Source organism: Thermosynechococcus sp. QKsg1 (assembly GCF_031586415.1).
Classification (GTDB): domain Bacteria; phylum Cyanobacteriota; class Cyanobacteriia; order Thermosynechococcales; family Thermosynechococcaceae; genus Thermosynechococcus.
In genome coordinates, this window is record NZ_CP134200.1 from 1,622,246 (window position 1) to 1,647,272 (window position 25,027).

Sequence of the window (25,027 nt, forward strand, 5' to 3'; positions counted from 1 at the left end):
CATGGTGTGGCGACTGTTGCAACAGGTGCGGCTGCTGGATCCGGTCAACCGCCAAGATCAACGCGCCGATGTGCTGCTGGCGGCGGATCAATTGGTGGCGATCGCCCCCCAAGAGGTACCCCCTGATACAGAAGTGATTGATGCTTCAGCTTGGGTGCTGGCACCCCCCTTGGTGGATCTCTACAGCCACAGTGGTCAACCCGGTTATGAGGCGCGAGAAACCCTTGAGACACTCTTGGCCGCTGCCGCTGCCGGTGGGGTTCAGCATTTAACCCTCTTACCGACTACAAACCCCGTGATTGACCATCCTGCTGTTTGGCAAGCGCTGCAACAGGAGATACCAACCACCGCTTGGTCACAGGTACGGGTTTGGGGCGCACTCACCCAAGGATGCCAAGGGACGGCTTTAACCGATTTAGCGGAACTAGCCGCCAGTGGGGTAGTTGGCTTTTGTGATGATCGGGGGTTGACCCATTGGCCTTTGGTGCAGCGGGCACTCACCTATGTCCAGCCCCTAGGAAAACCCGTTGCCCTTTGGCCTTTTGATCCGGCCTTGGCCGCCAATGGGGTGGCGCGGCAAAGTGGGGTAGCCACTCGTCTCGGATTGGTGGAGCAACTGGTCTGCTGTGAAACCATTCCCCTATTGGCGATTTTGGAATTGGCACGCACCGTCTCAACCTCTATTCACCTCATGCGCCTGTCAACCGCTCGCAGTGTCGAGATTCTCGCTAAGGACAAACCTGAACAGGTCAGTGCCAGTGTGTCGTGGTTACATTTGCTCTTTACGGTTGAGGATCTAGCCAGTTACGATCCGCATCTGCGCCTTGACCCGCCCCTAGGAACGGCCAGCGATCGCCAAGCCTTGATCGAAGGACTCAAAACGGGGGCTATTGAAGCGATCGCCATTGACCACACCCCCTTGCTCTATGAAGAAAAAATGGTTTCCTTTGCCGAGGCACTCCCCGGTGCCATTGGTCTCGAATTAGCCCTACCCGCCCTCTGGCAGGAACTAGTAGTGAATAATACCTTGAGCGCCCTTGACCTCTGGCACGCCCTCAGTACGGCACCGGCGCGGATTTTGAGCATTGAGCCACCCCGCCTCGAACTGAACAGTCGCCACTTTGTGCTTTTTGATCCAAACGTGACTTGGACAGTGACGCACCAAAGCCTGCGATCGCGCGCTCGCAATACGCCCTTTTGGCAGCACTCCCTGCGGGGTCAATTAGTGCCCTTTTCACCCAGCATCAACTCTGGCCGCACCCACTGATCAAATTCCTCAGCCGTGAGATACCCCAATTCCACCGCCGCTTCCTTCAGGGTTTTACCTTCGCTGTAGGCCTTTTTTGCGACGGCTGCTGCCTTGTCGTAGCCAATGTGGGGGTTCAAGGCCGTTACCAACATGAGCGATCGCTGCAAATGGCGCTGAATTTGCTCCCGATTGGGTTCAATGCCCGCTAGACAAAACTGGGTAAAGGCTTCCCCGGCATCACTCAGCAGTTCAATGGAGCGCAGCACATTGTGAATGATCAGGGGCTTATAAACATTGAGTTCAAAATTCCCTTGACTGCCGGCGATGCCCACTGCGGCGTCGTTGCCCATCACCTGCACACAGACCATCGTCAGGGCTTCACATTGGGTGGGATTCACCTTGCCGGGCATAATCGACGACCCCGGCTCATTAGCAGGTAAGATCAGTTCTCCTAGACCACAACGGGGGCCTGAAGCCAACCAACGAATATCATTGGCCATTTTCATCATCGCTGCGGCCAATGTTTTCAGGGCACCACTGAGCATCACTAAGGGATCATGGGCGGCCAAAGCGGCAAAGGGATTCTCTGCTTTGCAAAAGGGATACCCCGTCATCTCTGCCAGTTCCGCTGCCACGCGATCGCCAAAGCCGGCGGGGGCATTCAAACCCGTCCCCACGGCCGTACCGCCAATGGCAAGGGGATACAGATGCTGGAGTGCGTACTCAATATGGCCTTGACAGGCAGCAATTTGACTGGCATAGCCCGAGAATTCTTGGCCAAGGGTGAGAGGCACGGCATCCATTAAGTGGGTGCGCCCAATTTTAATAATGTCGGCAAAAGCGGTGACCTTTTCCTGCAATACGGCCAGTAAGTGCCGCAACATCGGCAGCAGTCGCTCCTGCAGCTCAATCACTGTGGCAATATGCATCGCCGCCGGAAAGGTGTCATTAGAAGACTGGCTACAGTTGACATGATCGTTGGGATGAATTGGCGTTTTGCTCCCTTTAACCCCCCCCGCCAGTTCAATGGCACGGTTAGCAATCACCTCATTTACATTCATATTGGTTTGGGTACCACTGCCCGTCTGCCAAATCGAGAGGGGAAACTGATCATCCCAGCGCCCTTCAATGACTTCATCAGCCGCTTGAATAATCCATGCCGCTTTATCGGCAGCTAAAACCCCGAAATCGCGGTTGGCGATCGCGGCCGCCTTCTTTAGCCGTGCCATGGCATGAATAACCTCGAGGGGCATGCGCTCGTGACTGATGGGAAAATACTTTAGGGAGCGCGCCGTCTGGGCACCCCAGTAACAGTCCGCTGGTACCTCAATGGCGCCGAGGGAGTCGTATTCTAGGCGAGTTGCAATTGTCATGATTCGTCATACCGAGGGGGAGAACCCATCTCTCATCATTGCATCATTGCAGAAGGAGCGACAGTTGCAGCCGTTAAACCCTACCTTGCCTCCAGAGCGCTTCCCTGTTAACTCTGCTCAAAGGATTGATTCTTAAATTTGAGTGTTTTGCAATTCTCCATGACGGTACGCACAACCTCCTCTGGAACCCCCCTAGGAATCTCAGCTTCGATTTCTAGGGTAACTTTAACGGTTGCACCATCCAATACAGTCAGGTGTTGAATCACTTCGCTGGCGATCGTAGCCACATCTCGGTTCAGCCGCACTGGATCAAGCTCCACATTGCCATAAAATCTGCGCAGGATAGGGGTAGAGGATGGCGGAGTGAGCGGTGCGGCGTGAGGCGTGAAGGAAACTGAGCTACCATCTGCAGTCTCTTTTCTCTCTTCTGGATTCTCTCTCCTCTCTCTATTGAGCTGTTCTTGAGCAACTTCTGGCTTTACTAGCAGACTTTGGGGACTAATGCTAGGGTTAATGCCTGTTCCCACTTGCAGACCGAGATACTTGCCTGTCTTGTCATCAACGCCTTCAGCATAGGCAAAGTTATCTGCCCACACCGTTGAGGCCACACCGCTGCGCACTGCTTCTAACAAAACCTCTTGATTTTTCAAACGCGGCAGATAGAGATACCGTGTCAAACATTCCCATGTGTGTTTGAGATCAATGTGGTCGCTTTGCCGCCAGAGATATTTATCAAGTGCTTCAAGTCGCAGATTAGTGGCGGAGTAATTCGGTAATAGATCCCCTTCATGCACGGCTTTGTCGCTGGCTTGCACAATGGGGGAAGTCTGCCCTTGTAGTCGGGTTTCTCTCCACTCAATTTTGCCCTGGGGATCAGGTTGTTGAGGCACGAGAAGCCACTGATAGGTCTCGTTGAGGAGAGTCGTAACATCGTTATCAAACTGTTTCAGCTTCGTCTCTGCCTGTTTGGTCTGGAAGGTATCTAAGTTGAGAATTTCCTTTTCATCGACGATTCCCTTCCACGCTAGGTATTGGGCAGTGTTGCGTTCTAAGTTTTCCAGTTTGGTTTTATCGGCTGCCAAAAAAAGCAGGGTATTCTTGTAGTAACGGCGACTGTTCCCCCTGTGGTTGAGGGCATCTTCCACCCATTGGCGGGCAGGGCTGTCAGGATTGCCTTTGCTGTGGGCATGTTGGGGATGCAGAACCACCAGCCGAACCCCTTGAGTACAGTCGTCGGGAATATCCGCCGTGGAGTCGGGAGCAACATGGACGGCGCTGAATTCGCCGCGATTTTGATTGCTTTTGAGCCGTCGGATGACCTCTGCCCAAACGGGGTCGCGATCGCTGAGGATTTGTTCTGCCCGTTCTTGGGCAGTGCGGTTAACGTTAGGTTGTGTGGAAATCCAGTAGCGTTTGCTTTCGTCCACGTAGAGGTAGGTGGCACGATCCGTCAAATAGCGTAAGGCATCGCCAAAGGTAGCAGGAGTTTCACCGGGTTGCACACAGCCCAGCTTAATGCGGCGATCGTCAATGCCTCGGTTGGCAGCACGCAGGGTGGGGGCAGATCCCATGTAGATGGTGCGAGCAACACGGCGGCAGGCGGAGTAGCGCCCTAGGTTGGAGTTTTGGCGATCGAGGGTCAATGGTAGGGAATTGGCACCATCCACATCTTTGTCAATGACAGGTAGCCAATTGTCTTCAAGATAGCGAGTCAGTTCCGCCTGAACCTGCTGATCATCCATTGGCACATGGGCAGGCAGGATCATCAAACTGCGGTCTTCTCGTGCCCACAGGCAATGAATCACCTTGGCCATTAGGCGGAGTACGCCGCGGGTGCGTTGAAATTTATCGAGCGTGGACCAGTCGGCATACAAGCGGTCAAACAGTTCCGGATGAATCGGGTAGGCCGCTTTTAGGCGACGCTCGTAGTCAGGTTCTTTGCACTCGCTAGGAAACTCTTGGCTTTGGTTGCGGTACATGTCCATAAAGGCTTTGACAACCGCATCCCGCTGCACAAACAAATTGGGGTCAGTGATGGGCTGAAACAGACGGCGGCGGACAATTTCAAAGCTTTCTTCGGCACTTGCCGGCCGCCAAGGAGATTCCACCCGACCAATGGCATTTTTCAGTCTCTCTAGGGCTTCTTTCCCGCGATCGCCCCCAATCTCAATATCTGAAGAGGGGATACTGACCACTAGGAGGGTATCTTTGGCATTCTTAGCCGATTCACTCAGCGTTTGGGCAAAGGTAAACTGGGTATCAAAGCTCCCCCCGGCCAGATCACTGTGCTCATGCAGTTGCCGCGCATAGGACACCCATTCATCAATCAAAATCAGACAGGGGGAAAAGCGATTGAACAGCACCTTGAGAGCATCACCCGGATTGGTGGAGGTTTCATCGGCTTGCCGCACCAGTTCATAGCCCTCGGCTCCACCCAATTGCCAAGCCAGCTCGCCCCAAAGGGTTTTAATCAAAGGGCGATTTTGGCGCTGGTGTTCAGGTCTATAGGGGACAATGCCGCTGGGCTGAAGTTTATTGCCCACTAAAACTGCCACGCTGACATTTTGAGGCGGTGTCGTCAGCCCTACTTCTTGGAAGATCGGCTCCATCCCCGGCAAGTCAACACTTGATCTTGCATGACACAGATGGTATAGAGCCAGCATGGCGTGGGTTTTGCCACCGCCAAAGTTGGTTTGCAGCTCAATCACCGGATCGCCGCCCTGACCGCTGAGCCGTCGTAGAGCGTTGGCCAGCAGTTGTTTCAGTCCTTCGGTGATGTAGGTGCGGCGATAAAATTCGCTGGGATTGCGGTACTCGTCAGAGCCTTCATCCAGATAGACCTGCCAGAGGTCGGCAGCAAATTCTGCTTGTTGAAAGCGACCGGAGGCAACATCAGGATGGGGGGTAGCAATTTCCCGCCAAGGCTTGAGTCCGGCCATAGGTTGCCCTTCCGTCGGTGTGGTGGTGGTGCGGCGGGTGATATTGCGGGCTTGCTCCTCAAAGCGAATGCGCAATAATTCTTGCTTTTGTTTGTCAACTTCGGCAGCTTGAGGAGCGGAAATAGCGCTGAGCAGGCGGTTGACGCTATCGAGGGCGCGGTAGGCATCATCGGTCGAAAAAGTGTTGGTATGTGCCCACTTGTTACGGGTTTCGCGTAACTCACTGACCAGTGTCCGCTCTGCCCTTCCTAAGATCGTTTTGAAGACTTCATTCCACCGTTCCCAAATGACGATCAGCAGGGCAGATACATCTTGCTGCAGGACCTCTGCAGGATTGTTGTATTGGTTATACTCAGGTAGGCATTGAGCAGCCTCTTGCAACCAGCGATCGCCATAGCTGGCTTTCATTTCCCGTTCCACAAAGGGGTAAAGCCCATCGAGAAGCAAATTTAGGGAGCGTCCCACTCGTTCGTAGTTACTAATGCTCATCGTGTGATTATGGCAAGAGGGCTGATCAAGCAAAAGCTGTAAGACTATGATAGCTAATCCCAAATCAGGGTTAAATCCATCACGAAGTGGGGTAACAGAGGTTTTCCTGGAAGGCAAGATGGATGTTCTAAAACTTCTACGGCTTGTTGGGGTTGATAGCAATAAACTTGTCGGGTTTCGGGAGCAATTAACCAACCCAGCTGAGCACCATGAGCACCATTATCTATATACTCCTGCATTTTGGCTTGGAGAAAAGTAAGGTCGTCGGTGAGTTGAAGGGTGGGGCGTAGGTTCAGGGCAATCATGGGGCTACTTTAATCATTAATCATTTAATCATTAAGGAGCTGGTGTGCAGTTTATTACGCCTACAATAGGCCTAAAATTGTAGGTTAATCTGCGTAGATGCTTGCATCGTGGCAGCTAGGCGGGTCATTTCTGGCCAAGAACTCACAAGGCTGTTGTAAGCGAGAGCCTCTTGGCTCCACCCCTTGCGATCGCACAGGCTATACAACCGATAGGCCAAATCGCGGGCAAAAATGGCGCGATCGCCCAGTTGAGCGAGGAGTTCGGCAGCGCCGGTTTCCCCTTGTTTATCCAAAGCATGGATCAGCAGTTGGGTGATCAACCATAGGGGAGAAGTGAGGAGTGAGGTGGACGGTTCATTCCTCTCTTCTCTTTTCTCCTTTCTCTTTTCGCGTTTCCCGTTCCTCTCTGCGATTTCCTCTCTTGTCAACAAACGCACTTTGCCGCCCTTGGCTTCGAGGATGCCCCCATTGACCATGCCTTGGACAGTGGTATTTTTGGCTTTGCTGAGGGTTTCGGCATCGCCGTACGGCCCTTCATTGAATTCGTGTTGCTCGAACCAGGTGAGGGCCCAGCGGGTGTCGCTGTCGAATTCGCCCTCTTGCTCGGTGAGGTATTCGTCGAGGGTTTGGTTGATCAGTTCCAGGGCAGTGCGCACACGCATGGGAGTGCCATCGTTTTCCAGAACAGCGGCATATCGGGAGAAGACAGCCATGCCGGGGCCAATGCTGGCTTGGGCAAAGTCTACGGGGGCGATATTGCCCTGTTGCAGGGTGTTGAGGGCTCTGGGGAGTTCGCGTTTGAGTTCGGTGAGGAACTGGCGACGGGTGATTTTGGGCGCATCGATGGGGCGGGGACGGCAGACGAGAACGATCGAGGAGGCGAGGGCGTTAGTGCCAGATGCAACCATGCGGTTACTCAGTTCGGTTCGCATTGGCCAAGTGCCACCGATACTAAAGTTAGCTTTGATTAAGCCTTCCAGCATGGTTTCCCAACCGGTTGAAGCTCTGCTGCCCTCACCCCTAGCCCCTCTCCTAGAGTGAGAGAGGGGAATTAGAGCGGTGTCGATATCTTCTTCCCCCCCATTTCTTTCAGAAACGCTTCGCGAACGCCCATTTTGGGAGAGGGAGTCGGGGGGTGAGGGGTCTTCTTCTTGCTTGAAGGCGTAGTAAACCGTTAGCGGATAGTCTGAGTGAACAACTTTATTGAGACGCTCAAAGGTTTTGCCGAGTCCTTCTTCAAAAAATTCCTTTGCTTTTTGTTTGGTGCCATGACGGAATTTATCCGCAACCAATTCTTGGGCTTTAGGGGTTAATAATGTACCAAAGAGATTTGGGTATATAAGCTGAAGAGAACGCCGTAACCACACATAAAAGAAATCTGACAAATCTGCATACCCAATGTTGTCGTAATAGGGTGGATCGGTGGAAATGATTTTGGGGGTGGTGTCGTGGGGATGAGGGGCGATCGCGTCGTGTTGGATGGCTTGTGATTGAGAAGCTGGAGAGGCTTTTTCAACTACTTTCCAAACCCAATCAATGCAGGCCATCCAATTACCAGTTGATTCACTGAAAGGACAGCACTCGGCATAATCCCAGACCATCGGGATTGCTTGGCGACCAAATGTATGTCCCATTTTCTCTCCTGAAGAATTCCAACTACAAAGCCCAGACCAGTAATCACTTGCTTTATCTGTAGCAAACGCCAAATAAACTGCGATCGCCTCTCCATAAGCCCTTGCGCCGGTTCCGCCCTCATGCAACGGCACATCATCATCCGGTAGCCCAGCGGCAATGGCATCCTGAGTCGCCTTTTCCCGTGCTTCCCCCACCAAATCGCTGAAGGTGGTCAGCGCCACCAGTTGACGCGGGGTGAAGAGATCGGAAATTTTCTTCATTCCATAGTTCGGAGTCTTAAAATCCCTTGGATTGTGCGGTAAATCAGCATCCGGTTTCCAAGTGGGTTGGGCCGAATTAGCAATGGCTTCTTGTTCTGGGGTGGGTGCGAGATAAACCCGTCCATTTTGTCCCTCGGCAACAATGGCCATCAACTGCTGTCCCATGCGTCCGGCTCTGCCCTCCGATCGCACATACTCCAACGGTACGGGCGTTCCGCAGGCGATGCAGCGTGCCCCTTTGCGGTCTACCGTTCCCTCTGGGGCTTTGCCTTTGCCCGACTTCACCACAAACCGGATTTGAGTCCCCTCACCCTTGATGGGAGAAGGGGCTAGGGGATGAGGGTGATCAATTACCGGCTCCACCCAAGCCTCTTTCCCCTTCTTGGTCGAAAGCGAAAATTTATTTACCAACGGCATCTGGCAGCCACAAGCCGGGTTCCGGCATTTGACGGTTCTTGCCCATAGCCACGCAATCACCGTTGCTTTTCCCTCACCCTGCCCTTTCCCAGAGGGAGAGGGTTCTGATTCTCCCACTCGCTCTTTTGGGGAGAGGGGGCTGGGGGGTGAGGGGGTTGGGGGGTGAGGCAGAACAGAAATTTCCCACTTCTCTAGCTCCTCCTCGCCCTCTGGGAGAGGGGGTTGGGGGGTGAGGGCAACCTGCGGGTACAGATGCCCAATCCGCTTAAACGCCTCATCTCGCATCCATTCTCCGTAATAGCGCACATCCGCCGCGAGTCCCTGTGCTCCATACCAGCGATTTAAGCCTGTCCTTCCTCCTCCTTGCCCTCTGGCAGAGGCGGTTGGGGGGTGAGGGCAATCCACCGGATTCACCGGCGCTTGATCCTTGAACTTCGGCGGAATCTCAATCAATGCCTTATTGATCAACACCGCTACGGGATTCAAATCACTGGCATGGGCTTCCAGCCCCAACCGCTGCGCCTCCAAGGGAATCGACCCGCCACCGGCAAAGGGGTCATACACTGGTGGCGCATACTGGGCAATGTATTCCCGCACCGCTTTGGGATCGGTTGGTGGCTCTTCCCCTCTATCCCACGCCAAGCAGCGGGCAATCTCGCGCTGCGCTGCCTCTAGCACCCTAGAGTTCGGATCATTGACATCATCCCAAGACACCAAGCCCCGCACCACCTGTTTTTCCTTGCCTTTCCGATCCCGCACCACCTCAATCCGAGCCAAAATATCAAACAAGCGCTGCCGTTCCCGCTGTTGCTCCTCTTCGGTGGGGAACTTGTCTGGCCAACTCGAAGGATCATCCACCAAGGTCGCCCATAATACCGCTCTAGCCGTCGCAGTTGGTTTACGTGACCACCACAAATGCAGCGTGGAAGGATGGCCATGGCGGATGGATTTTTCACGGGCCGATTCGAGGTTGATGGCTTCTAGGGGCAGGGCAACTTCAATGAGTTTTTTGCGGTAGGTCATCACTTGCAAATTATCTTAATATTTGATGGTTTGAGTTCAAGACACTGTTACTTGTTCTCGTACCCACTGGCGCAATGCCTTGAGAACCTTGTTTCTTGCCAACATTTTAAGCTATTTCAGGTAATAATCATCATAACCATACCTCACCTTGGCTCACTGCCTTGATTCCATAGTTCCTTCCAATTGTAGTTGACGCTACTAGCGGCAAAATCTGGTTCTCGTTGAAAGGGCTGACGAACATAGCGCACCACACAGTTTTTCTCCGCAACTTGATACTCTCCGCTCGCTTCACGTAGGGCAAAAGCATCTCCTTCAGGGAAATTACGGCTCACTGGCACCTGCACCAATGCCAAAATGTAGCTATTGGGCTTGTTCAGCGCCGTCAGAATTTCGTTTTTAGTAACAGTAACTGTTTCAGCGCCTTCAACCCGACCTTTGACTTCGATAAACCGTAACTGCCCCGTGTCCGGTACCACGGATTCAATGTCATAGCCGCACTTCTGATCACTCACATCTCGCGGTTCATACCCCAGCGATCGCTCCATCGCTATGACGGCTGCAATTGCCGCTCGCTCTACCCGCCTAGTTTCCTTAGCAAAGATAGCGGCTGTCGATTCTCGTTTTCCCTCTAACCGCTGCAACAGCCCAATGGGCACCACTAGCACCGCAGCCACAACCACAGGTGGCAGGGGGGATAATCGGCGTTCCTGATCCAACTCTGCTAGACGCTTTTGCAGACGTGCAGACAACTCGTCGGCTCGTTGTTGGGCTTTGACAGAGTTGAGCTTGGCATTGGTTTTGCCTGCTTGCTCCTGTAAACGCAACTCTGCCGCCCGATGATCCCAGTAGTTAATCTCTTTGGTGAGGCGATCTTTGACTGCTCTGATCGTCTTGTCAATCAGTTTTTCCTTTTGTTGGCGGATCTCCTGGAGATGCTCAGGCACAAGATAGCAAGCAGCATAGCTCGTCGCAGTCTTTTCAATCTCGTCGCCAGTGGGCAGTTGAGCCAGCAGCGGCGCTAATAGAGGTTTTTCCGTTTCAGCCAAGGGGCGATAGTCAAGGTAAGGTGCATAACCTGCGTTTCGAGGAGAGAGAGATAAATGGAGGCTTTGTTGCTCACTTCTTCCCTCTTCTATATCCTCTATATCCTCACTTCTTCTGACCTGCATCTCCACATACTGCATCCGCCGCGAGACGACTCGTCGTTGACCATCTTGCCCAATGCGGCCATCTTGGATGGCATGTTCTAAATAGACTAAAACTCTGATCTCTTCACTGGGATCATTTTCGTCCACCAGAATTGCCCCTTGGCGCAAAATATGCCGGTGCTGTTCCAGAATCAAGTCAATAGTGGCACTCAGTAAAGGGTGACTAGGGGAAATCAATTCTGCCAAGGGTTTACCGCAAACACTCATCAAGCTTTTTTCAAAGCAAACCCTCTCATACCGTTTTGGAATCGCTGCACCCATGCCAATGAGACGGTCGCGATCGCGAATGAGCGCTGGCACATGGGTAATCTCATAGCGATTTGGTTCGCGCTGGCGAATGCTACCCCCTAGGCGCCGAAATGCCTCTAGGAAAAAAGCAGCAATATAGTGAGGTTGCAGTTTGCGAGCTTCAGCCCGTTCCATTTCTTGGCGAATCTGTTGGACTTGACTGATGTCCATGCAATCACGAGCTAGTGCCCGTTCCTCTAGCAGTTTTCGTAGCTGGTTAATATCCAAGCGATTGTCAATAATCCTTTCTAATTTCGCCCTCACCTGTGGCTTCTCGCCGTAGCGAATGGCCTCGATCATTAACTCCTGCAACTCTTTACCGGCGATCGCCTTGCCCAAAACATCAAAAACCTTGCCCCCTAGTGCTTGGTGCTGAATTTCTAGCTTTTTCAGTAGGGCTAAATACACATCCCCTTCACGAGTCTCCTCAGCAACCAAATTCCACAAATGACACACTTCGGTTTGACCAATGCGGTGGATACGCCCGAACCGTTGCTCCAAGCGATTAGGGTTCCAAGGCAAGTCATAGTTGATCATCAAATGTGCCCGCTGTAGGTTAATCCCTTCTCCGGCCGCATCGGTCGCAACCAAAATCTGTACTGCTACATCCTGCTTAAAGGCTTCTTCAGCTTTTTTACGTTCTTCGCGACCCATGGCGCCGTGAATGGCAACGACAGCTTCCTTAGAACCCAACAAATTGCTGATTTTGTCAACTAGATAGTTCAATGTGTCCCGATGCTCAGTAAAAATGACTAACTTGCGCCGATGACCACCCGCATCAAACATTTCCTTCTGGTTTTGTAGGAGTTTGGATAATTCCTCCCACTTGCGGTCTTGACCACTGCGCCATACCTGTAATGCCAGTTCTTCTAGTTGACGCAGTTGCTGAATTTCTGCCTCCAGTTCAGTGATGGTTTGAGCAGCGGTTGCTTGATCAACGAGTTCTTCTTCCCATTGTTCCCGTTCTTCGGCAGGTAAATCCTGCAGTTCCTTATCTAAATCATTTGACCAACTCAGAGAATCAGGGAAAAAGGGCTGAGAAGAGTTCCTTGTTCTGTCTGCTCGTCGACGAAGTTTTTCTTCCCGCAGTCGTGTCTCTAGTCTTTCCCGCCGGCGACGCAGGGATTCGTAAATTGCTTGGGGTGAGGAGGCAAGGCGGCGTTGCAAAATCGTCAAGGCAAAACCCACAGTTCCTTTACGGCGATCGCTCCCTAAGGCGTCTGCGCGGTTGAATTCTGTCCTGACGTAATCCGTCACTTGCTGGTAAAGCTTTGCTTCCAGATCAGACAGAAGATACTTTACGGTGTGTGCTAAGCGTTCTGGAAATAAGGGCTTGCCATCAAATTTGACTAAATCTTCCTTGACGACTCGCCGCATTAAATCGGAAGCATCACAAGTGTGTACACCGTCGCGAAATCTTCCTTCAAAGCGATCGCCATCTAGGAGTGCCAGAAATAACTGAAAATCTTCTTCTCGGCCATTATGGGGTGTTGCCGTCATCAGCAAAAAATGACGCGCTAGGGTAGATAGTAGCTTACCTAACCTATAACGCTTGGTTTCTTTAACCTCGTCGCTAAAGAAGGAGGCAGAAAGTTTATGCGCTTCATCAACAACAATTAAGTCCCAATCGCTTTGTTTGAGCTTGAGTTGCAGATTTTCATCGCGGCTGAGCTTGTCCAAGCGAGCAATCAGCAGGGGGATTTCTGTAAAGACATTCCCGGTACGCGCCGCTTCGATGCGGTCATTGGTGAGTATCTCAAAGGGCAGGTGAAACTTTTGGGACAACTCCTCCTGCCATTGTATTGTCAAACTGCCGGGGCAAACAATCAGGCATCGCTGTAAATCCCCCCGCATCAGCAATTCTCGAATCAGCAACCCTGCCATAATGGTTTTGCCTGCCCCCGGATCATCCGCTAGGAGAAACCGCAACGGTTGACGCGGCAGCATCTGGCCGTACACCGCTGTAATTTGATGGGGTAAAGGTTCTACCAATGAGGTATGCACCGCTAGCAACGGATCAAATAAGTGTGCTAGTCGAATGCGATGAGCTTCAGACACTAACCGCAATAATGCCCCGTCCCCGTCAAAACTCCAGCGGCGAGCTGCACTAACAATCTCTAGGGCTGGCTCGCGATCGCGAAACAGCAGTTCTGTGTGAGGCTGTCCATTGAAATCTTTATAAGTCAATTCAACGACGTCACTTCCATACCACGTTGCGTCAATCACTGTGACAATTTGATTCGGAAGAAGGCCTTTGACTGCTGTACCGTGGGTCAGGTCTTCAAGCTTTGCCATAAGTGATGCGGCAGGCTAAGAGGTTCTAATATTACTTATTATTATTAGCTAATTTACCAGAAGTGTTGAATCCTACAATAAAACTTAACATTTTAAGTAACCAGTAGCTCTGGCTGCCAATCAAAGCTCCAATGCACTATCGAGCAGCGACGACTGAGTTCCAGTTGCAAATGGAGAGTAGACTGAAGAATGGTATAGTTTGATGTTCTTTTGAAGATTCCATGCGGGTTTTCCTTCGCTGGCTACTATCATTAAAACTGACCTAAATTTACCGGTCACGCTCCTCCTTTAAGATGTGTAAATAAACAGTTTACCCCTACCATTTTTCAGCTAGATCCAGTTCCTCAGACTCCTTTAAGGGCAGCAGGGCAATGACCTCGAACTCGAAAATCTTTAGAATAGGGTTACAGGTTTCAGAGTAGCTAATTTTAATGGAGCGAGAGGAAATTATTGCGCTCATTCAGCGTGAGCTACCGCAGCTTGTGGCTCAAGATCCCAGCTTGAGAGATTTGATCCTGCGCATGGTCTTGGACGTTTCTCTGCCTCGCCGTGAGGCAGATATCAAGTTTGACCGTATCCTCAGCGAACTACAGCGCGATCGCGAGGAACAGTCACGCCGTTGGCAGGAACAAGACCGCAAGTGGCAAGAACAGGTCCGGCGTTGGGAAGAACAGGATCGCAGGTGGCAAGAGCAGGCCAAGCGCTGGGAAGAACAGGACTGCCGCTGGCAAGAGCAGGCCAAGCGCTGGGAAGAACAGGATCGCAGGTGGCAAGAGCAGGCCAAGCGCTGGGAAGAACAGGACCGCCGCTGGCAAGAACAGGCCAAGCGTTGGGAAGAACAGGATCGCAGGTGGCATGAGCAACTTGCAGAGATTCGGCGTCTTGACAAGCGCTTTGACAGTACAATTGGAGCCCTTGGTGCTCGCTGGGGAATTGCTTCAGAAACCAGCTTTCGCAACGCCCTCGCGGGCATTTTGACGGAATCCTTTGGGGTTGAGGTTTTGAACTTAACCCTCTACGACCATGAGGGTGAAGTCTTTGGTCGCCCTGATCAGGTGGAGCTAGACTTGATTATCAAAAATGGCTTAACCATTGCCTGTGAAATCAAATCTTCTATTGATAAGGCAGGGATGTATATCTTTGACCGTAAGGTGAATTTCTATGCGCGGCATCACCAGCGCCAAATTGACCGCAAAATTGTGATTTCGCCAATGGTTGATCCACGCGCACGACCGGTGGCTGAGGCGCTAGGGATTGAACTCTATAGTTATGCCGACTCAGTGGAGGGCTTGTAAGGAGACTTTTGTCGCTATACGAAACTCCGTTTGATTCTCGTCAAAAAATTGAACCACGCGATATCTCTCATGATTGAGCTTCATTCTCATGTTATTCTTGATACGTACAACAAATGAGCACTTCCTCTCACTCAGTCGCTCTAAAAATTGCCAGCTCGCAAACCCTCTATCCATGATTACAACAGCGTTCTCAGGGATCATTTCTAGAATCTCCTCTTGAAAGCTCAGGTCATGTCTCTCCCCAAAAGAAATCACCGCTTTACCCATGATGTTCTCTGTTAAATCAAATCCCGTAAGTAACTTCACTTGATGATATTTATAGAACCAAAAGAGTTTACTGGTCAGGGTAATGATGGTTGAATCGATAGGAAACAGCGTCATGCTTGAAGTACGATGTCTCTTTTGAGCTTGAGACATCAGTTGAGTGTAAATCCCCTCAAATAAGCGGGTTGTCCGAGTTTTGTTGGCTTTGGAAAACGTTGACATATCCACTGTAATCCCTGCATGATTCAAGCGATAAAATAAGGCTCTCATACTGGTTAACCCTTGGTCGAGAACGTAGGTCAACCAGATTTTGAAGAACAATTGAGAGTTCAGCACGGGGTAGTCACAGGGGCTGAGCCGATTGAGAATGGACTTGACAAGAGTTGCAAAAGATGCCATAGTAAATTGATTTTTTCTTCTTCTTTTAAGGGAAGAATATGACATTTCTTCCCTTTTTTCTAGCCTCTCAAACTATCTTTCAACACTTCTGGCATGAGACCAATAGTTCTTTCATTCGTATTGGTATGTTTTTCTTGCTTTACTCTTTACTTAAGAAATGTAGGCATTGATGATGAGAAACCTTAGAAGATGGATTTGAATAATCTCTAAACGGCTGACCTGATCGACTACCTTTTGGTAAATCTTGACCAGAATAAATTAGGCTGTAGCCACGGATTGATTTAGGTCGAGAAACCCCTACAACATTTTTTCAACACGTTCAACATTATAGTCTACCTCTGCATAGCCCCAAAAGTTAACCAGTATAGAGCTTGGTGTTACTGAGTCATACAGTCTTAACGCTTGAAAAAGATGTTCTAGAAAAATTCTATGGTCAAATGATCTGATTTGAGGCAGAAATATTGAATCTTGCAACAAAAATTAACGTATCAAGTGACAATCAGACCTACTTGTCAATCAAAGTGCCAATGTTATTGTTGTATTATCGAATACCGGTTAGTACCCTAAGTAGCTGTAGCTGCTAGTTAAAGCCACTTTGTGTCAATAATTGTGACAGTTTAATTTAAAAGAATAACTCTGACCGTTGTATGGCAAGTCACATCTTCATTGACTAGCTAAACAATTGTGCTATCCGAGGTCTGGCAATCCTATAGCTACTTCAGCCATGATATTTAGATACGTTTGGGAATAGCCCATGTCCGATTGTGGTTGCCACATCGAAGCAAGAAATGCGGCGGAGCGCAAAACCCTGCGCATTGTGCTGCTGATCAACGTGCTCATGTTTTTTATGGAGGTGATTACTGGCATCCTTGCTCATTCCACAGCGCTGATTGCTGATTCTCTTGATATGCTTGCCGATGCTCTCGTCTATGGCCTCTCCCTCTATGCCGTGGGGCGTTCTCCAAGGCACAAAACCCGTGCGGCAGGTCTGAGTGGTCTTTTTCAGATGACCCTTGCAGTTTTAATTTTGGGAGATGTGATCCGTCGCTTTGTCAGCGGTAGTGCCCCAGAGGCAGATTGGATGATGGCGATCGCTCTCCTTGGACTGGTGGCCAATGGCTACTGCCTTTACTTGATTGCCAAACATCGGCAAGGGGAGGTGCACATGCGCGCCAGTTGGATTTTTACCCAAAATGACGTGATTGCCAATGTCAGCGTAATTATCGCCGGCGGGCTGGTCGCCCTCTTTCGATCCCCTTATCCTGATTTGATTGTGGGTTTTGGCATCGCCAGCCTTGTGCTCTGGGGAGGAATTCGTATTGTGCGGGATGCAAGGCAGGCGGTGATGAACACCCCTGTAGAATAAGTAGGGTTACTTTTGGGGAAGTCTCCTGTGAGCGGACCAGCGATCGCCATCATTGACTACGATATGGGCAATCTGCATTCCGTGAGTAAAGCCCTTGATGTCGTGGGGGCAACGCCCTTAGTGAGCGATCGCGCCAGTGACATTTGTGCTGCGGATGCCGTGGTTCTCCCCGGTGTCGGTGCCTTTGACCCCGCCATGACCCATCTCCACGAGCGGGAACTGGTGCCTGTCATTCAGCGGGTGATTCAGCAGGGGATGCCCTTTTTGGGGATTTGTCTGGGTCTGCAAGTCTTGTTTGAGTGCAGCGAAGAAGGCAGAGAACCCGGCCTTGGTATTTTTGCGGGGAAAGTCAAACGCTTTCAGTCTGAACCCGGCCTCACAATCCCCCACATCGGCTGGAACCAACTCACCCTAACGCAACCCGCCTGTCCCCTCTGGCAGAATTTACCGCCAACCCCTTGGGTGTATTTTGTCCACTCCTACTTTGTCGCCCCTGATGATCCAGAGCTTGTGGCCGCCACCGTCCGTCATGGTCAGCAAACTGTCACAGCCGCGATCGCCCGCAACAATATCTTTGCCTGTCAATTTCACCCCGAAAAGTCGGGCAAGATCGGCCTGCAACTACTGCGCAACTTTGTCACTCTCGTCAAACACCAGTATAGCCATTTTAATCAAGAATGAGATATTATCCAGTACAATAATTGTGAATCACCTCATCAGCACCTCCTCGCGACTTAGTGTGGTGAACTTGTACAGGACAGTTGTTATGATTAACTCTATTATGGCTTGCTGCTTCAGGTCTGTTTCTGTCTGACTCCGCTGCGCAAGTAATCGATTGGGATAAATGACCACGGCTTGCCCATCAGAGAAGGTCTGGCGATACAGACGCAAATAGAGAAAGATTTCAGCAAAGAAGCGTTCGTAGAAGGTATTATCTCTTTGAAACTGGACTTCACAAAAATAGACCACTCCTGAGGGATCAGGGGGGACAAAGACACCGTCAATGCGGAAGGCGGTTGGCTTGAGTTCAACGAAGTCAAAGCGGTAGCCTCTAGGATAGTCAATTCCGAGCAGCTCAAAGAGCGTCTGAGGCAGTTGAGCAAACAGTTGGTAAAAGAGGGAGTCGCGGCGCATGGGCTAGGGAATATATCACGGGAGCATGGATTAAAGCAGGCCGCGATAGCGAATAAATGTCAGCACTGCCGCCCACGACCCCAAGGCCACTTTCAGCGCAATGAGGATATTCAGCCAAGGAATCCAGCCACCACTGAGGAGGGTGCCAAACTGACCCGCCGGCAAGGCCACCCCCATCAACAGGCTGGCACCGCAGAGAATGAAAACAATCACGGAGATTTTTTCCCATGTGGCGGCATGGAAGCGACGATAGATGCTCTCTAGCCATTCTGGAGCTGAGGTAATGGCCACAAGCCCGATCGCCGTCCCGCCAGCAACGCCAGCCGCAAATCCACCCCCCGCACTCAGGTGCCCCCGCAAGGCCAACTCAATACACACAAGGGAGCAAATGGTGGCGCCAAATCTTGCCAAAACAATCGAGGGCTGATCATTAAAGCGGCTAACGTGGCCAAGGGGTTTTTCATTGCTGAGTAGATACTGTGCCCCCATGATGGCAAGAGTGAATACCACCACTTCAAAAATGGTGTCGTACAGGCGATTGCGCAAAATCACAGCCGTAACGGCATTGGGAATGCCACTCTGGTTAACAAGGGTTTCGACAATGGGAAGCGTTGGTACCGCAGGTAGGGTGGGGATCATCAGCATTTTCACCAGCAGCAGCACTGCCGCAATGCCATAGAGCCAAATCATGTCGCTGACTCCTCTTCACTGGGCAAGGGGTAATACACGAGTTCTGTGAGACTGGTGAGGTGGGGCTTGAGGATGGTGTAAAGGCGTGCTACACGGGTCATCGTTAATAATTGAGTGGTTTCTTCAGCACATAGGGCATGAATCTCGCGATCGCGGAGCGCTATTTTAAGTTGCTCAAAGGTGGGATAAATAATTAATTCAACACGCAAATGATAGGGAGCAACGGCTTCACGAATGGCTGCCAGTAAATGATCCAAGCTATCGGTGGAGAGTGCCGAAGCTAAGATGCCCAATCGCAGCACCAAGGAAGAGCGTACTGCAACGGCGTAGAGCATAATTGAGAGCATTGTTCCCACAAGGGCTTCGGTCAGTGCCACATCAGCAGCGCCGAGAATGGCATAGAGGAGAGCCGCCACCGCACCAATAATGCCGCGAATGACAAGGGCGTGGTAGGGATTCTCCTGAAACACCAGCATCAGAGCTGTTAGAGGCAAGAGTGCAGTGACAGCAATGAACCAGCTATCCATCAGTGTCCTCCCCTTGGGAGCAGTAGGCCAAAACATAGCCCAGAATGGTGTTCCAGAGGGCGAGGGAGATCAACGCCAAGACCAGAAGTGGCCATTCGCGGGGAATGCGCAGCAAGACGCCGATCATGATTGCCATCGAACCTAAGGTATCGGAGACTGACAAAAAATGCAGTTTATAGAGGGGCGATCGCCGACCCACCAGCGGCCATGTTCCCCACAGCCAAAGAAAGAGACCAAAACTAATACAGGCATAACTGATCCACTGTAAAATCACTGACCCCCTCCCTAAAGATTGGCGACATCCCGTAGTCGCCGCAGAATCTGCGCCAAGAGCATCAGGGCACCATTGCCCACACTAAGGATGATCACCCCCACAATGCCAATCATCCAATCATCCCGCTGCACCGACACCAGCAAGATCATAATGGCTGCCTTTGTGGCAATACTGGCAAAGGCCAACATCTTCGACCAGATGTGCTCCCCCTTCCAAGCAGCATAGAGGGGAATGCCCAGAATCAGCAGCATGATGACTAAAAAGGCCGTCATTTTTCGGGTCTGCGCTCCACTAGTTGATGCACTTCAAACCAGCCCTCCTCGTCGTAGTGCAGCACGATCGTCTTGGGGGTGAAGGTAATCGTAAAAATATCTAGAAAAATCAGACCGGGGGCACGGGTAGGATCAACGGGTTCACGGACGATCGCTTCATGACGATGGGGACGCACCATCATTTCAATGGCTTCAATATAGGCACGGGGAACAGCCATCGCCACTTTTCCTAGGGTACTCAGCCACTGCCGCAGTGTTGCCATACCCCCTCGCCCTTGGGGCAGCAGGAGCGAAACCAAAATCCCAATCGCCAGATTGACCAAGCCAAAGTCCGCCGTCAGCAGCAGCCAAATCGTTAGGCGCAGGGCAAAGTTCAAATAATTCATAGCGCTAACCCCACCAAGCCAAGTAAGAGTAACAGCATCACCCCTAGAAGATGTTCTAGACGTTCCCAAGCCCCTCGCCATGGCGATTCCCAGCGGGAGACCCCCAAAGCCACTAGGCCACACCCCACCAAGGGCGGCAAAAAGGCGCGTAACAAACTCATGCCACTACTGTAGGCTTCCATGTAGCCGGCATTGGCCAGAAATAGCCCACCCAAGAGCACCATTGTGGCGGCACTATAGCCCATAGGGGTCTTGCTAGGATAGCGAGGCAAAAAGAGGAATTTGCTGTAAATTGTGGCGGTTAAAAAGCCAGCACCATAGAGCAGTCCCTGCTGCCACGGGTCAAGGTAACTTAGGGTCAAAGCCTTAGCGGGAAATCCAGCAAGGAGGGGCACACCGACAATGCCATAACCGGCAATAATCAGGGCGATCGCCACTGGGCGCGGCAGACCCTCTTGGCGCAATTCACTAAGACGATAGTGGCGCAGTTCCCCCACACTCAAAAAAAGGCTGGCCTTGGCTAAGCCGTGCATCAGGGCATACAAACCCGCTGCCGGTGGGGCAATGATTACCCATCCCAATTGGCCAAGGGTACTAAAGCTGAGCATCCGTCGTACATCATCGGCCACCAAGGCAAATATTAAGCCAAAAAAGATTGAGGCGAGGGCAAACAGCCGCACAATATCGGCAATGGTGCTATAGAGCAGACTGACGCGAGCAAGGCTAAACACCCCAGCATTTTCGACAATGCCGGCTAGGAGAGCAGCAACAATGGGAGCAGCAACGACGTTAGTTTGGGGCAACCAAAGCCCACTAATGAAAATGGCGCCCTTGGCCAACAATGCCATCAAAATCAGCGCCACAGCCTCTGGCGGTGCCTGCATCAGGGCACTAAAGGCAAAGGTATGGTTTGTCTGATAGACGAGCGCCACCCCCATTAGATAAAAGAGCATGGCCACGTTGCTCACCATCAGGTAGCGTAGGCCAATCCAGAGGGGGCGATCGCTACGGGGATAGGCAATTAACAAAAAGACAACAATCCCCAGCACCTCAATATTGACGTAGAGACTGAGGAAATCCGCTGAAATAAAGACGGTGTTGGCACAGCCGTGGAGCAGACACAGCAGCACATAGAAGAACGCTTTATAACCCTCCTGCCACGTATGTAACAGTGCTGCCAAAATGACGAGGGCATTGGTGACAATAAAGTAGCCACTGAGGGAGTCAATGCTCAGGGAAATGCCAAAGCTATCGAGTAGGACAAACGCAGTGTTGACTTGGTTAATGGTGATGCCTAAGCCGACACAGAGGGAAACAAGGGCGATCGCTAGGGTCAGACCCCGCGCTAAGGGGGGCAGCAGATAAAGGGTTAAGCCGGCCACAAAAGGCAACAAAATCCAAGCGATCGCCAGCGCCGTCATTGCCACTTCCTACAGATACTTTTGATCAATTTCTGGGGTTTCTAAAGTCGGGTTATCCCGCGCTAGCTTCATTGCCGCCACCAGCATCAGGGTTTGAATCGAAAGGCCAATCACGATTGCGGTTAAAATCACGGCTTGGGGTACGGGGTCGGCATAGGCAGCATCAAAGGCTCCGCCACGGGCAATGGGCGTGACCAGACCACTGTGGGTGGCAATGACCACAAACAAAGCCACTACGCCGGTGCTCATGACATCCATCGTCACAATCTTCATTAGCAGGTTTTTCTTGACGATCGTTGCTAGAAACCCGACGAGGATAGTGACAAAAACACTGGCTTCTAAGAAAATCATGAGACCCCACCCCCAGACACCTTGGTATTTAGAACAAAGGTATTTAGAACAAACTGTAACATTCTGCTTTGCCGTTACACCTTGCCTGTTGCTATAGAACTGCACCGCCGCAACCAACGGTGAGGACCCTTAAGCCCGTCAACCCCCATCTTAACTTTATTCAGATCAATATCAATTCTCTATAGAATAGATTTTTGTCAATATCAGTGTCACAAACTTTATAATTTAGAAAAATACTTAACAATTTGCAATATTTGGTAAATAGGTATATATTCTTATTCAGACACTTGAACGAATTACTGGACTCGTCCCTTGGGGGGTTGTCTGATGAATGTCCAATTTCCTTGGCTGACTGTACTAACACTGCTGCCTTTAGGGGCAGCCTTTTTCATTCCCGTGTTGCCCGACCGTGAGGGGAAGACAGTCCGCTGGTATGCCCTAGCGATCGCACTCCTCGAACTTGGCCTCTCGGCAATGGTTTTCTGGCAGCACTACGATGCCCAATCCGCCCAGATCCAAATGGTGGAAACCGTGCCTTGGCTGCCGCAAATCGGCCTGAACTGGTCCCTAGCGGTTGATGGCCTTGCCGTCCCCCTGATTTTGCTGACGGGTCTGGTCAACACAGTGGCAATCTTTGCGGCTTGGCAAGTAAAGCAGAAGCCGCGTTTATTTTATTTCTTGATGCTGGCGCTCTACAGTGCCCAAATTGGCGTCTTTGCCGCCCAAGACCTCATCCTCTTCTTCCTGATTTGGGAATTGGAACTGGTGCCCGTCTATCTACTCATTTCCATCTGGGGGGGAGCCAAACGCCAATACGCCGCTACAAAATTCATCCTCTACACTGCCGTTGGTTCCCTCTTTATCCTCATTGCTGGCCTAGGGATGGCCTTCTATGGGGGTGACTTTACGCTCAGCATGGCGGCCTTGGGTCTCAAGGACTATCCCTTGGCGCTGGAACTGCTGGCCTATGGTGGTTTCCTGATTGCCTTTGGTGTCAAGCTGCCGATTTTCCCGCTACACACTTGGTTACCCGATGCCCATGGTGAAGCCTCGGCGCCCGTGTCAATGGTGCTGGCAGGCGTGCTCTTGAAAATGGGGGGCTATGGCCTGATTCGCTTCAACCTGCAAATGTTGCCGGATGCCCACATCTACTTTGCGCCGCTGCTGATTGCCCTTGGGGTCGTGAATATTGTCTATGGTGCCCTGACTGCTTTTGGCCAAGAAAACCTGAAGCGGCGGCTGGCCTACTCCTCGATTTCCCACATGGGCTTTGTGCTGCTGGGCATTGGTGCCCTCAATGGCATTGGTCTCAATGGGGCGATGCTGCAAATGCTTTCCCACGGTTTGATTGCGGCTGTTCTCTTCTTCTTGGCCGGGGTGACCTACGATCGCACCCACACATTGGCCATGGAAAAAATGAGCGGTATTGCCCAATCCATGCCGAAAACCTTTGCCCTGTTTACCGCTGCCTCTATGGCCTCGCTGGCGCTGCCCGGTATGAGTGGTTTTGTCAGTGAACTCACTGTCTTTTTGGGCTTGACCAATAGTGATGCCTACTCCACGAGTTTCAAAGTGGGAGTGATTTTCCTTGCCGCTGTTGGGGTGATTATTACGCCCGTCTATCTGCTCTCGATGGTGCGCCGTGTCTTTACGGGCAAACAAGCGGGCGATATGTTTGACAAACTGCTGTTGGACATCAATCCCCGTGAAACCTTCATTGCCCTGTCCCTGTTGGTGCCGATTATTGCTGTGGGGATGTATCCCAAGCTAGCCACCCAAACCTACGATGTGACCACGACAGCGATCGCTAGCCATGTCCATGCGGCTCTGCCGGCGGTAGCGCAGCACCATCTGCCCCTCTATGCCCAACTGACCCAATCCGCCCCCAGCCTAGTCAGTGAAGCAACCGTTGCCGACAGTACCCTCTAGGGGTGAGGGGTGGGGATGCACCGTCTCCAACTGGCAGTTCAGGGCATTCATTGCTAGAGTGGAGTAACGGCATTCCTGCCCTTGGGCAGATTGCATAAACTGAATACGGTGATTCAATAAAGGCTCTATGAGTAATCTCGAGAAACAAATTGAACAAGCCCGCGAGGAAGCCCACAAAATCTGTGATACCGAAGGGGCAACCTCTGGACAGTGTGCCGCCGCTTGGGATGCCCTTGAGGAACTGCAAGCGGAAGCTGCCCACCAACGCGCTGAGCAGCAAGATCACAAAACCTCCTTTCAGCAGTACTGTGATGACAACCCTGATGCTGCTGAGTGCCGCATTTACGACGACTAAGGGTTGAGGGTGTGGGTCGCTGGCAACAGTTGTGGGATCAATTTGCCGCAGCGACGGGTCAGCGGCTCCATGAGGGTAAAGCCCTTGCGGTAGGGGGCGGCAGTATCAACACCACCTATGTGTGGCAACATCCTGAGCAAACCCTCTTTGTTAAATTCAATCGCCCTGAACGGCAGTCCATGTTTGCTGCCGAAGCCAATGCCCTGCGGGCGATCGCCAAGGTTCAAGCGATTCGCGTTCCCCTTCCCCTGCTATGGGGAGTGGTTGAGGACGCGAGTTTTTTAGTGTTGGAATACTTGCCCCTCACCAGTGCCGGAGATTGGTGGCAAATGGGGGTAGAGCTGGCACAGTTGCACCTCAAGGGCACTGGCGATCGCTATGGCTGGTGCGAAAACAACACCATTGGTGCCACTCCTCAAATCAACCCTTGGTCAGACAACTGGGGGGAGTTTTTCCGCGATGCTCGCCTGCGCTATCAGCTGGAGTTGGCTCGCCGTCGGGGTGGACACTTTCCCAAGGCGGAGAAGCTCCTAGCAGCCATTCCAGAACTCCTGAACCATGAGCCAACCCCTACCCTAGTGCACGGCGATCTCTGGTCGGGAAATGCTGCCTTTTGTCGTACGGGGGAACCCGTCATTTTCGACCCCGCCAGTTACTATGGCGATCGCGAGGTGGACTTGGCCATGAGTGAACTCTTTGGTGGCTTTCCAGCGGCCTTTTATGAGGGCTACAACGCCACCTATCCCTTAGCGGCTGGCTATGGGCAACGGAAAACCATCTACAACCTGTACCACATCCTCAATCACTTCAATCTCTTTGGCGGCAGTTATGGAACTCAAGCAGAGCAAATGATGGCTGCGATTCTTGACCAATAGACGCTTAC

Annotated in this window: 21 protein-coding genes; 7 read left to right on the forward strand and 14 right to left on the reverse strand. The window is 51.6% G+C overall.

Features of this window, described 5'->3' with window-relative positions:
• Position 1 precedes the first annotated feature (1 nt).
• Positions 2 to 1,267, forward strand: a complete 1,266-nt coding sequence (locus tag RHP47_RS08085) for a dihydroorotase (protein WP_310840180.1) — start codon at positions 2 to 4, stop codon at positions 1,265 to 1,267.
• On the opposite strand, the gene fumC is transcribed toward RHP47_RS08085, so the two are convergent.
• The 5 genes from fumC to RHP47_RS08110 form a co-directional block, all read right to left on the reverse strand.
• A complete protein-coding gene (gene fumC / locus RHP47_RS08090) occupies positions 1,219 to 2,622 on the reverse strand; it encodes a class II fumarate hydratase (protein ID WP_310840182.1) in 1,404 nt (467 codons plus the stop codon). The two genes, RHP47_RS08085 and fumC, sit on opposite strands and share 49 nt — an antisense overlap.
• 107 nt (positions 2,623 to 2,729) lie before the next feature.
• Entirely contained in the window at positions 2,730 to 6,050 is a 3,321-nt protein-coding gene (locus RHP47_RS08095; RefSeq protein WP_315863435.1) for a Swt1 family HEPN domain-containing protein, read from the reverse strand.
• Between the two features lie 53 nt (positions 6,051 to 6,103).
• Positions 6,104 to 6,355, reverse strand: coding sequence for a Uma2 family endonuclease (locus RHP47_RS08100; protein ID WP_286668584.1), 252 nt, complete (start codon positions 6,353 to 6,355; stop codon positions 6,104 to 6,106).
• 71 nt (positions 6,356 to 6,426) lie between these two features.
• Complete coding sequence (locus RHP47_RS08105; protein WP_310840186.1) at positions 6,427 to 9,690, reverse strand: DUF1156 domain-containing protein; 3,264 nt, start codon at positions 9,688 to 9,690, stop codon at positions 6,427 to 6,429.
• 143 nt (positions 9,691 to 9,833) lie between these two features.
• Positions 9,834 to 13,481 carry a helicase-related protein gene (locus RHP47_RS08110; protein ID WP_310840189.1) on the reverse strand — a complete coding sequence of 1,216 codons (3,648 nt, stop codon included), beginning with the start codon at positions 13,479 to 13,481 and terminating at the stop codon, positions 9,834 to 9,836.
• A 431-nt stretch (positions 13,482 to 13,912) separates the two neighbouring features.
• On the opposite strand from RHP47_RS08110, the gene RHP47_RS08115 reads away from it, so the two are divergent.
• Positions 13,913 to 14,776, forward strand: coding sequence for a PD-(D/E)XK nuclease family protein (locus RHP47_RS08115; protein WP_286668587.1), 864 nt, complete (start codon positions 13,913 to 13,915; stop codon positions 14,774 to 14,776).
• Here the strand turns inward: RHP47_RS08115 and RHP47_RS08120 are convergent.
• Complete coding sequence (locus RHP47_RS08120) at positions 14,759 to 15,439, reverse strand: transposase (protein WP_310840191.1); 681 nt, start codon at positions 15,437 to 15,439, stop codon at positions 14,759 to 14,761. The genes RHP47_RS08115 and RHP47_RS08120 overlap by 18 nt on opposite strands.
• Positions 15,440 to 16,193: 754 nt before the next feature.
• On the opposite strand from RHP47_RS08120, the gene RHP47_RS08125 reads away from it, so the two are divergent.
• Complete coding sequence (locus RHP47_RS08125) at positions 16,194 to 16,805, forward strand: cation diffusion facilitator family transporter (RefSeq protein ID WP_149819852.1); 612 nt, start codon at positions 16,194 to 16,196, stop codon at positions 16,803 to 16,805.
• A gap of 63 nt (positions 16,806 to 16,868) precedes the next feature.
• The gene (hisH, locus tag RHP47_RS08130) at positions 16,869 to 17,486 is read left to right on the forward strand and encodes an imidazole glycerol phosphate synthase subunit HisH (RefSeq protein WP_399363219.1); all 618 of its coding nucleotides are present in this window, start codon (positions 16,869 to 16,871) and stop codon (positions 17,484 to 17,486) included.
• 27 nt (positions 17,487 to 17,513) lie between these two features.
• Here hisH and RHP47_RS08135 read toward each other — a convergent pair whose 3' ends face one another.
• Genes RHP47_RS08135 through RHP47_RS08170 form a run of 8 tightly spaced genes read right to left on the reverse strand, consistent with a single transcriptional unit; the run spans position 17,514 to position 21,860 of the window.
• Positions 17,514 to 17,939, reverse strand: coding sequence for a DUF2887 domain-containing protein (locus RHP47_RS08135; RefSeq protein ID WP_310840193.1), 426 nt, complete (start codon positions 17,937 to 17,939; stop codon positions 17,514 to 17,516).
• Between the two features lie 30 nt (positions 17,940 to 17,969).
• The gene (locus tag RHP47_RS08140) at positions 17,970 to 18,629 is read right to left on the reverse strand and encodes a Na(+)/H(+) antiporter subunit B (protein WP_286625295.1); all 660 of its coding nucleotides are present in this window, start codon (positions 18,627 to 18,629) and stop codon (positions 17,970 to 17,972) included.
• On the reverse strand, positions 18,626 to 19,156 hold the full coding sequence (locus tag RHP47_RS08145; protein WP_149819858.1) for a DUF4040 domain-containing protein: 531 nt from the start codon (positions 19,154 to 19,156) through the stop codon (positions 18,626 to 18,628). The genes RHP47_RS08140 and RHP47_RS08145 overlap by 4 nt, the downstream gene beginning before the upstream one ends.
• On the reverse strand, positions 19,149 to 19,427 hold the full coding sequence (locus tag RHP47_RS08150) for a monovalent cation/H(+) antiporter subunit G (protein ID WP_181496944.1): 279 nt from the start codon (positions 19,425 to 19,427) through the stop codon (positions 19,149 to 19,151). Before RHP47_RS08150 ends, RHP47_RS08145 begins: the two co-directional genes overlap by 8 nt.
• A gap of 14 nt (positions 19,428 to 19,441) precedes the next feature.
• The gene (locus RHP47_RS08155) at positions 19,442 to 19,702 is read right to left on the reverse strand and encodes a hypothetical protein (protein ID WP_181495024.1); all 261 of its coding nucleotides are present in this window, start codon (positions 19,700 to 19,702) and stop codon (positions 19,442 to 19,444) included.
• Entirely contained in the window at positions 19,699 to 20,088 is a 390-nt protein-coding gene (locus RHP47_RS08160) for a Na+/H+ antiporter subunit E (protein WP_149819862.1), read from the reverse strand. Before RHP47_RS08160 ends, RHP47_RS08155 begins: the two co-directional genes overlap by 4 nt.
• Positions 20,085 to 21,509 (reverse strand): cation:proton antiporter, encoded by a 1,425-nt coding sequence (locus RHP47_RS08165; RefSeq protein WP_310840194.1) that lies wholly within the window; start codon positions 21,507 to 21,509, stop codon positions 20,085 to 20,087. The genes RHP47_RS08160 and RHP47_RS08165 overlap by 4 nt, the downstream gene beginning before the upstream one ends.
• A 9-nt stretch (positions 21,510 to 21,518) precedes the next feature.
• A complete protein-coding gene (locus tag RHP47_RS08170; RefSeq protein WP_149819866.1) occupies positions 21,519 to 21,860 on the reverse strand; it encodes a cation:proton antiporter subunit C in 342 nt (113 codons plus the stop codon).
• A 327-nt stretch (positions 21,861 to 22,187) separates the two neighbouring features.
• Here RHP47_RS08170 and RHP47_RS08175 point away from each other — a divergent pair, with 327 nt between their 5' ends.
• From RHP47_RS08175 to RHP47_RS08185, 3 genes are all read left to right on the forward strand, one after another.
• On the forward strand, positions 22,188 to 23,789 hold the full coding sequence (locus tag RHP47_RS08175; RefSeq protein WP_302679287.1) for an NAD(P)H-quinone oxidoreductase subunit 4: 1,602 nt from the start codon (positions 22,188 to 22,190) through the stop codon (positions 23,787 to 23,789).
• Between the two features lie 127 nt (positions 23,790 to 23,916).
• Positions 23,917 to 24,144 carry a Calvin cycle protein CP12 gene (locus tag RHP47_RS08180; protein WP_011057657.1) on the forward strand — a complete coding sequence of 76 codons (228 nt, stop codon included), beginning with the start codon at positions 23,917 to 23,919 and terminating at the stop codon, positions 24,142 to 24,144.
• Between the two features lie 11 nt (positions 24,145 to 24,155).
• On the forward strand, positions 24,156 to 25,019 hold the full coding sequence (locus tag RHP47_RS08185; RefSeq protein WP_310840196.1) for a fructosamine kinase family protein: 864 nt from the start codon (positions 24,156 to 24,158) through the stop codon (positions 25,017 to 25,019).
• The last annotated feature ends 8 nt before the right edge of the window (positions 25,020 to 25,027 follow it).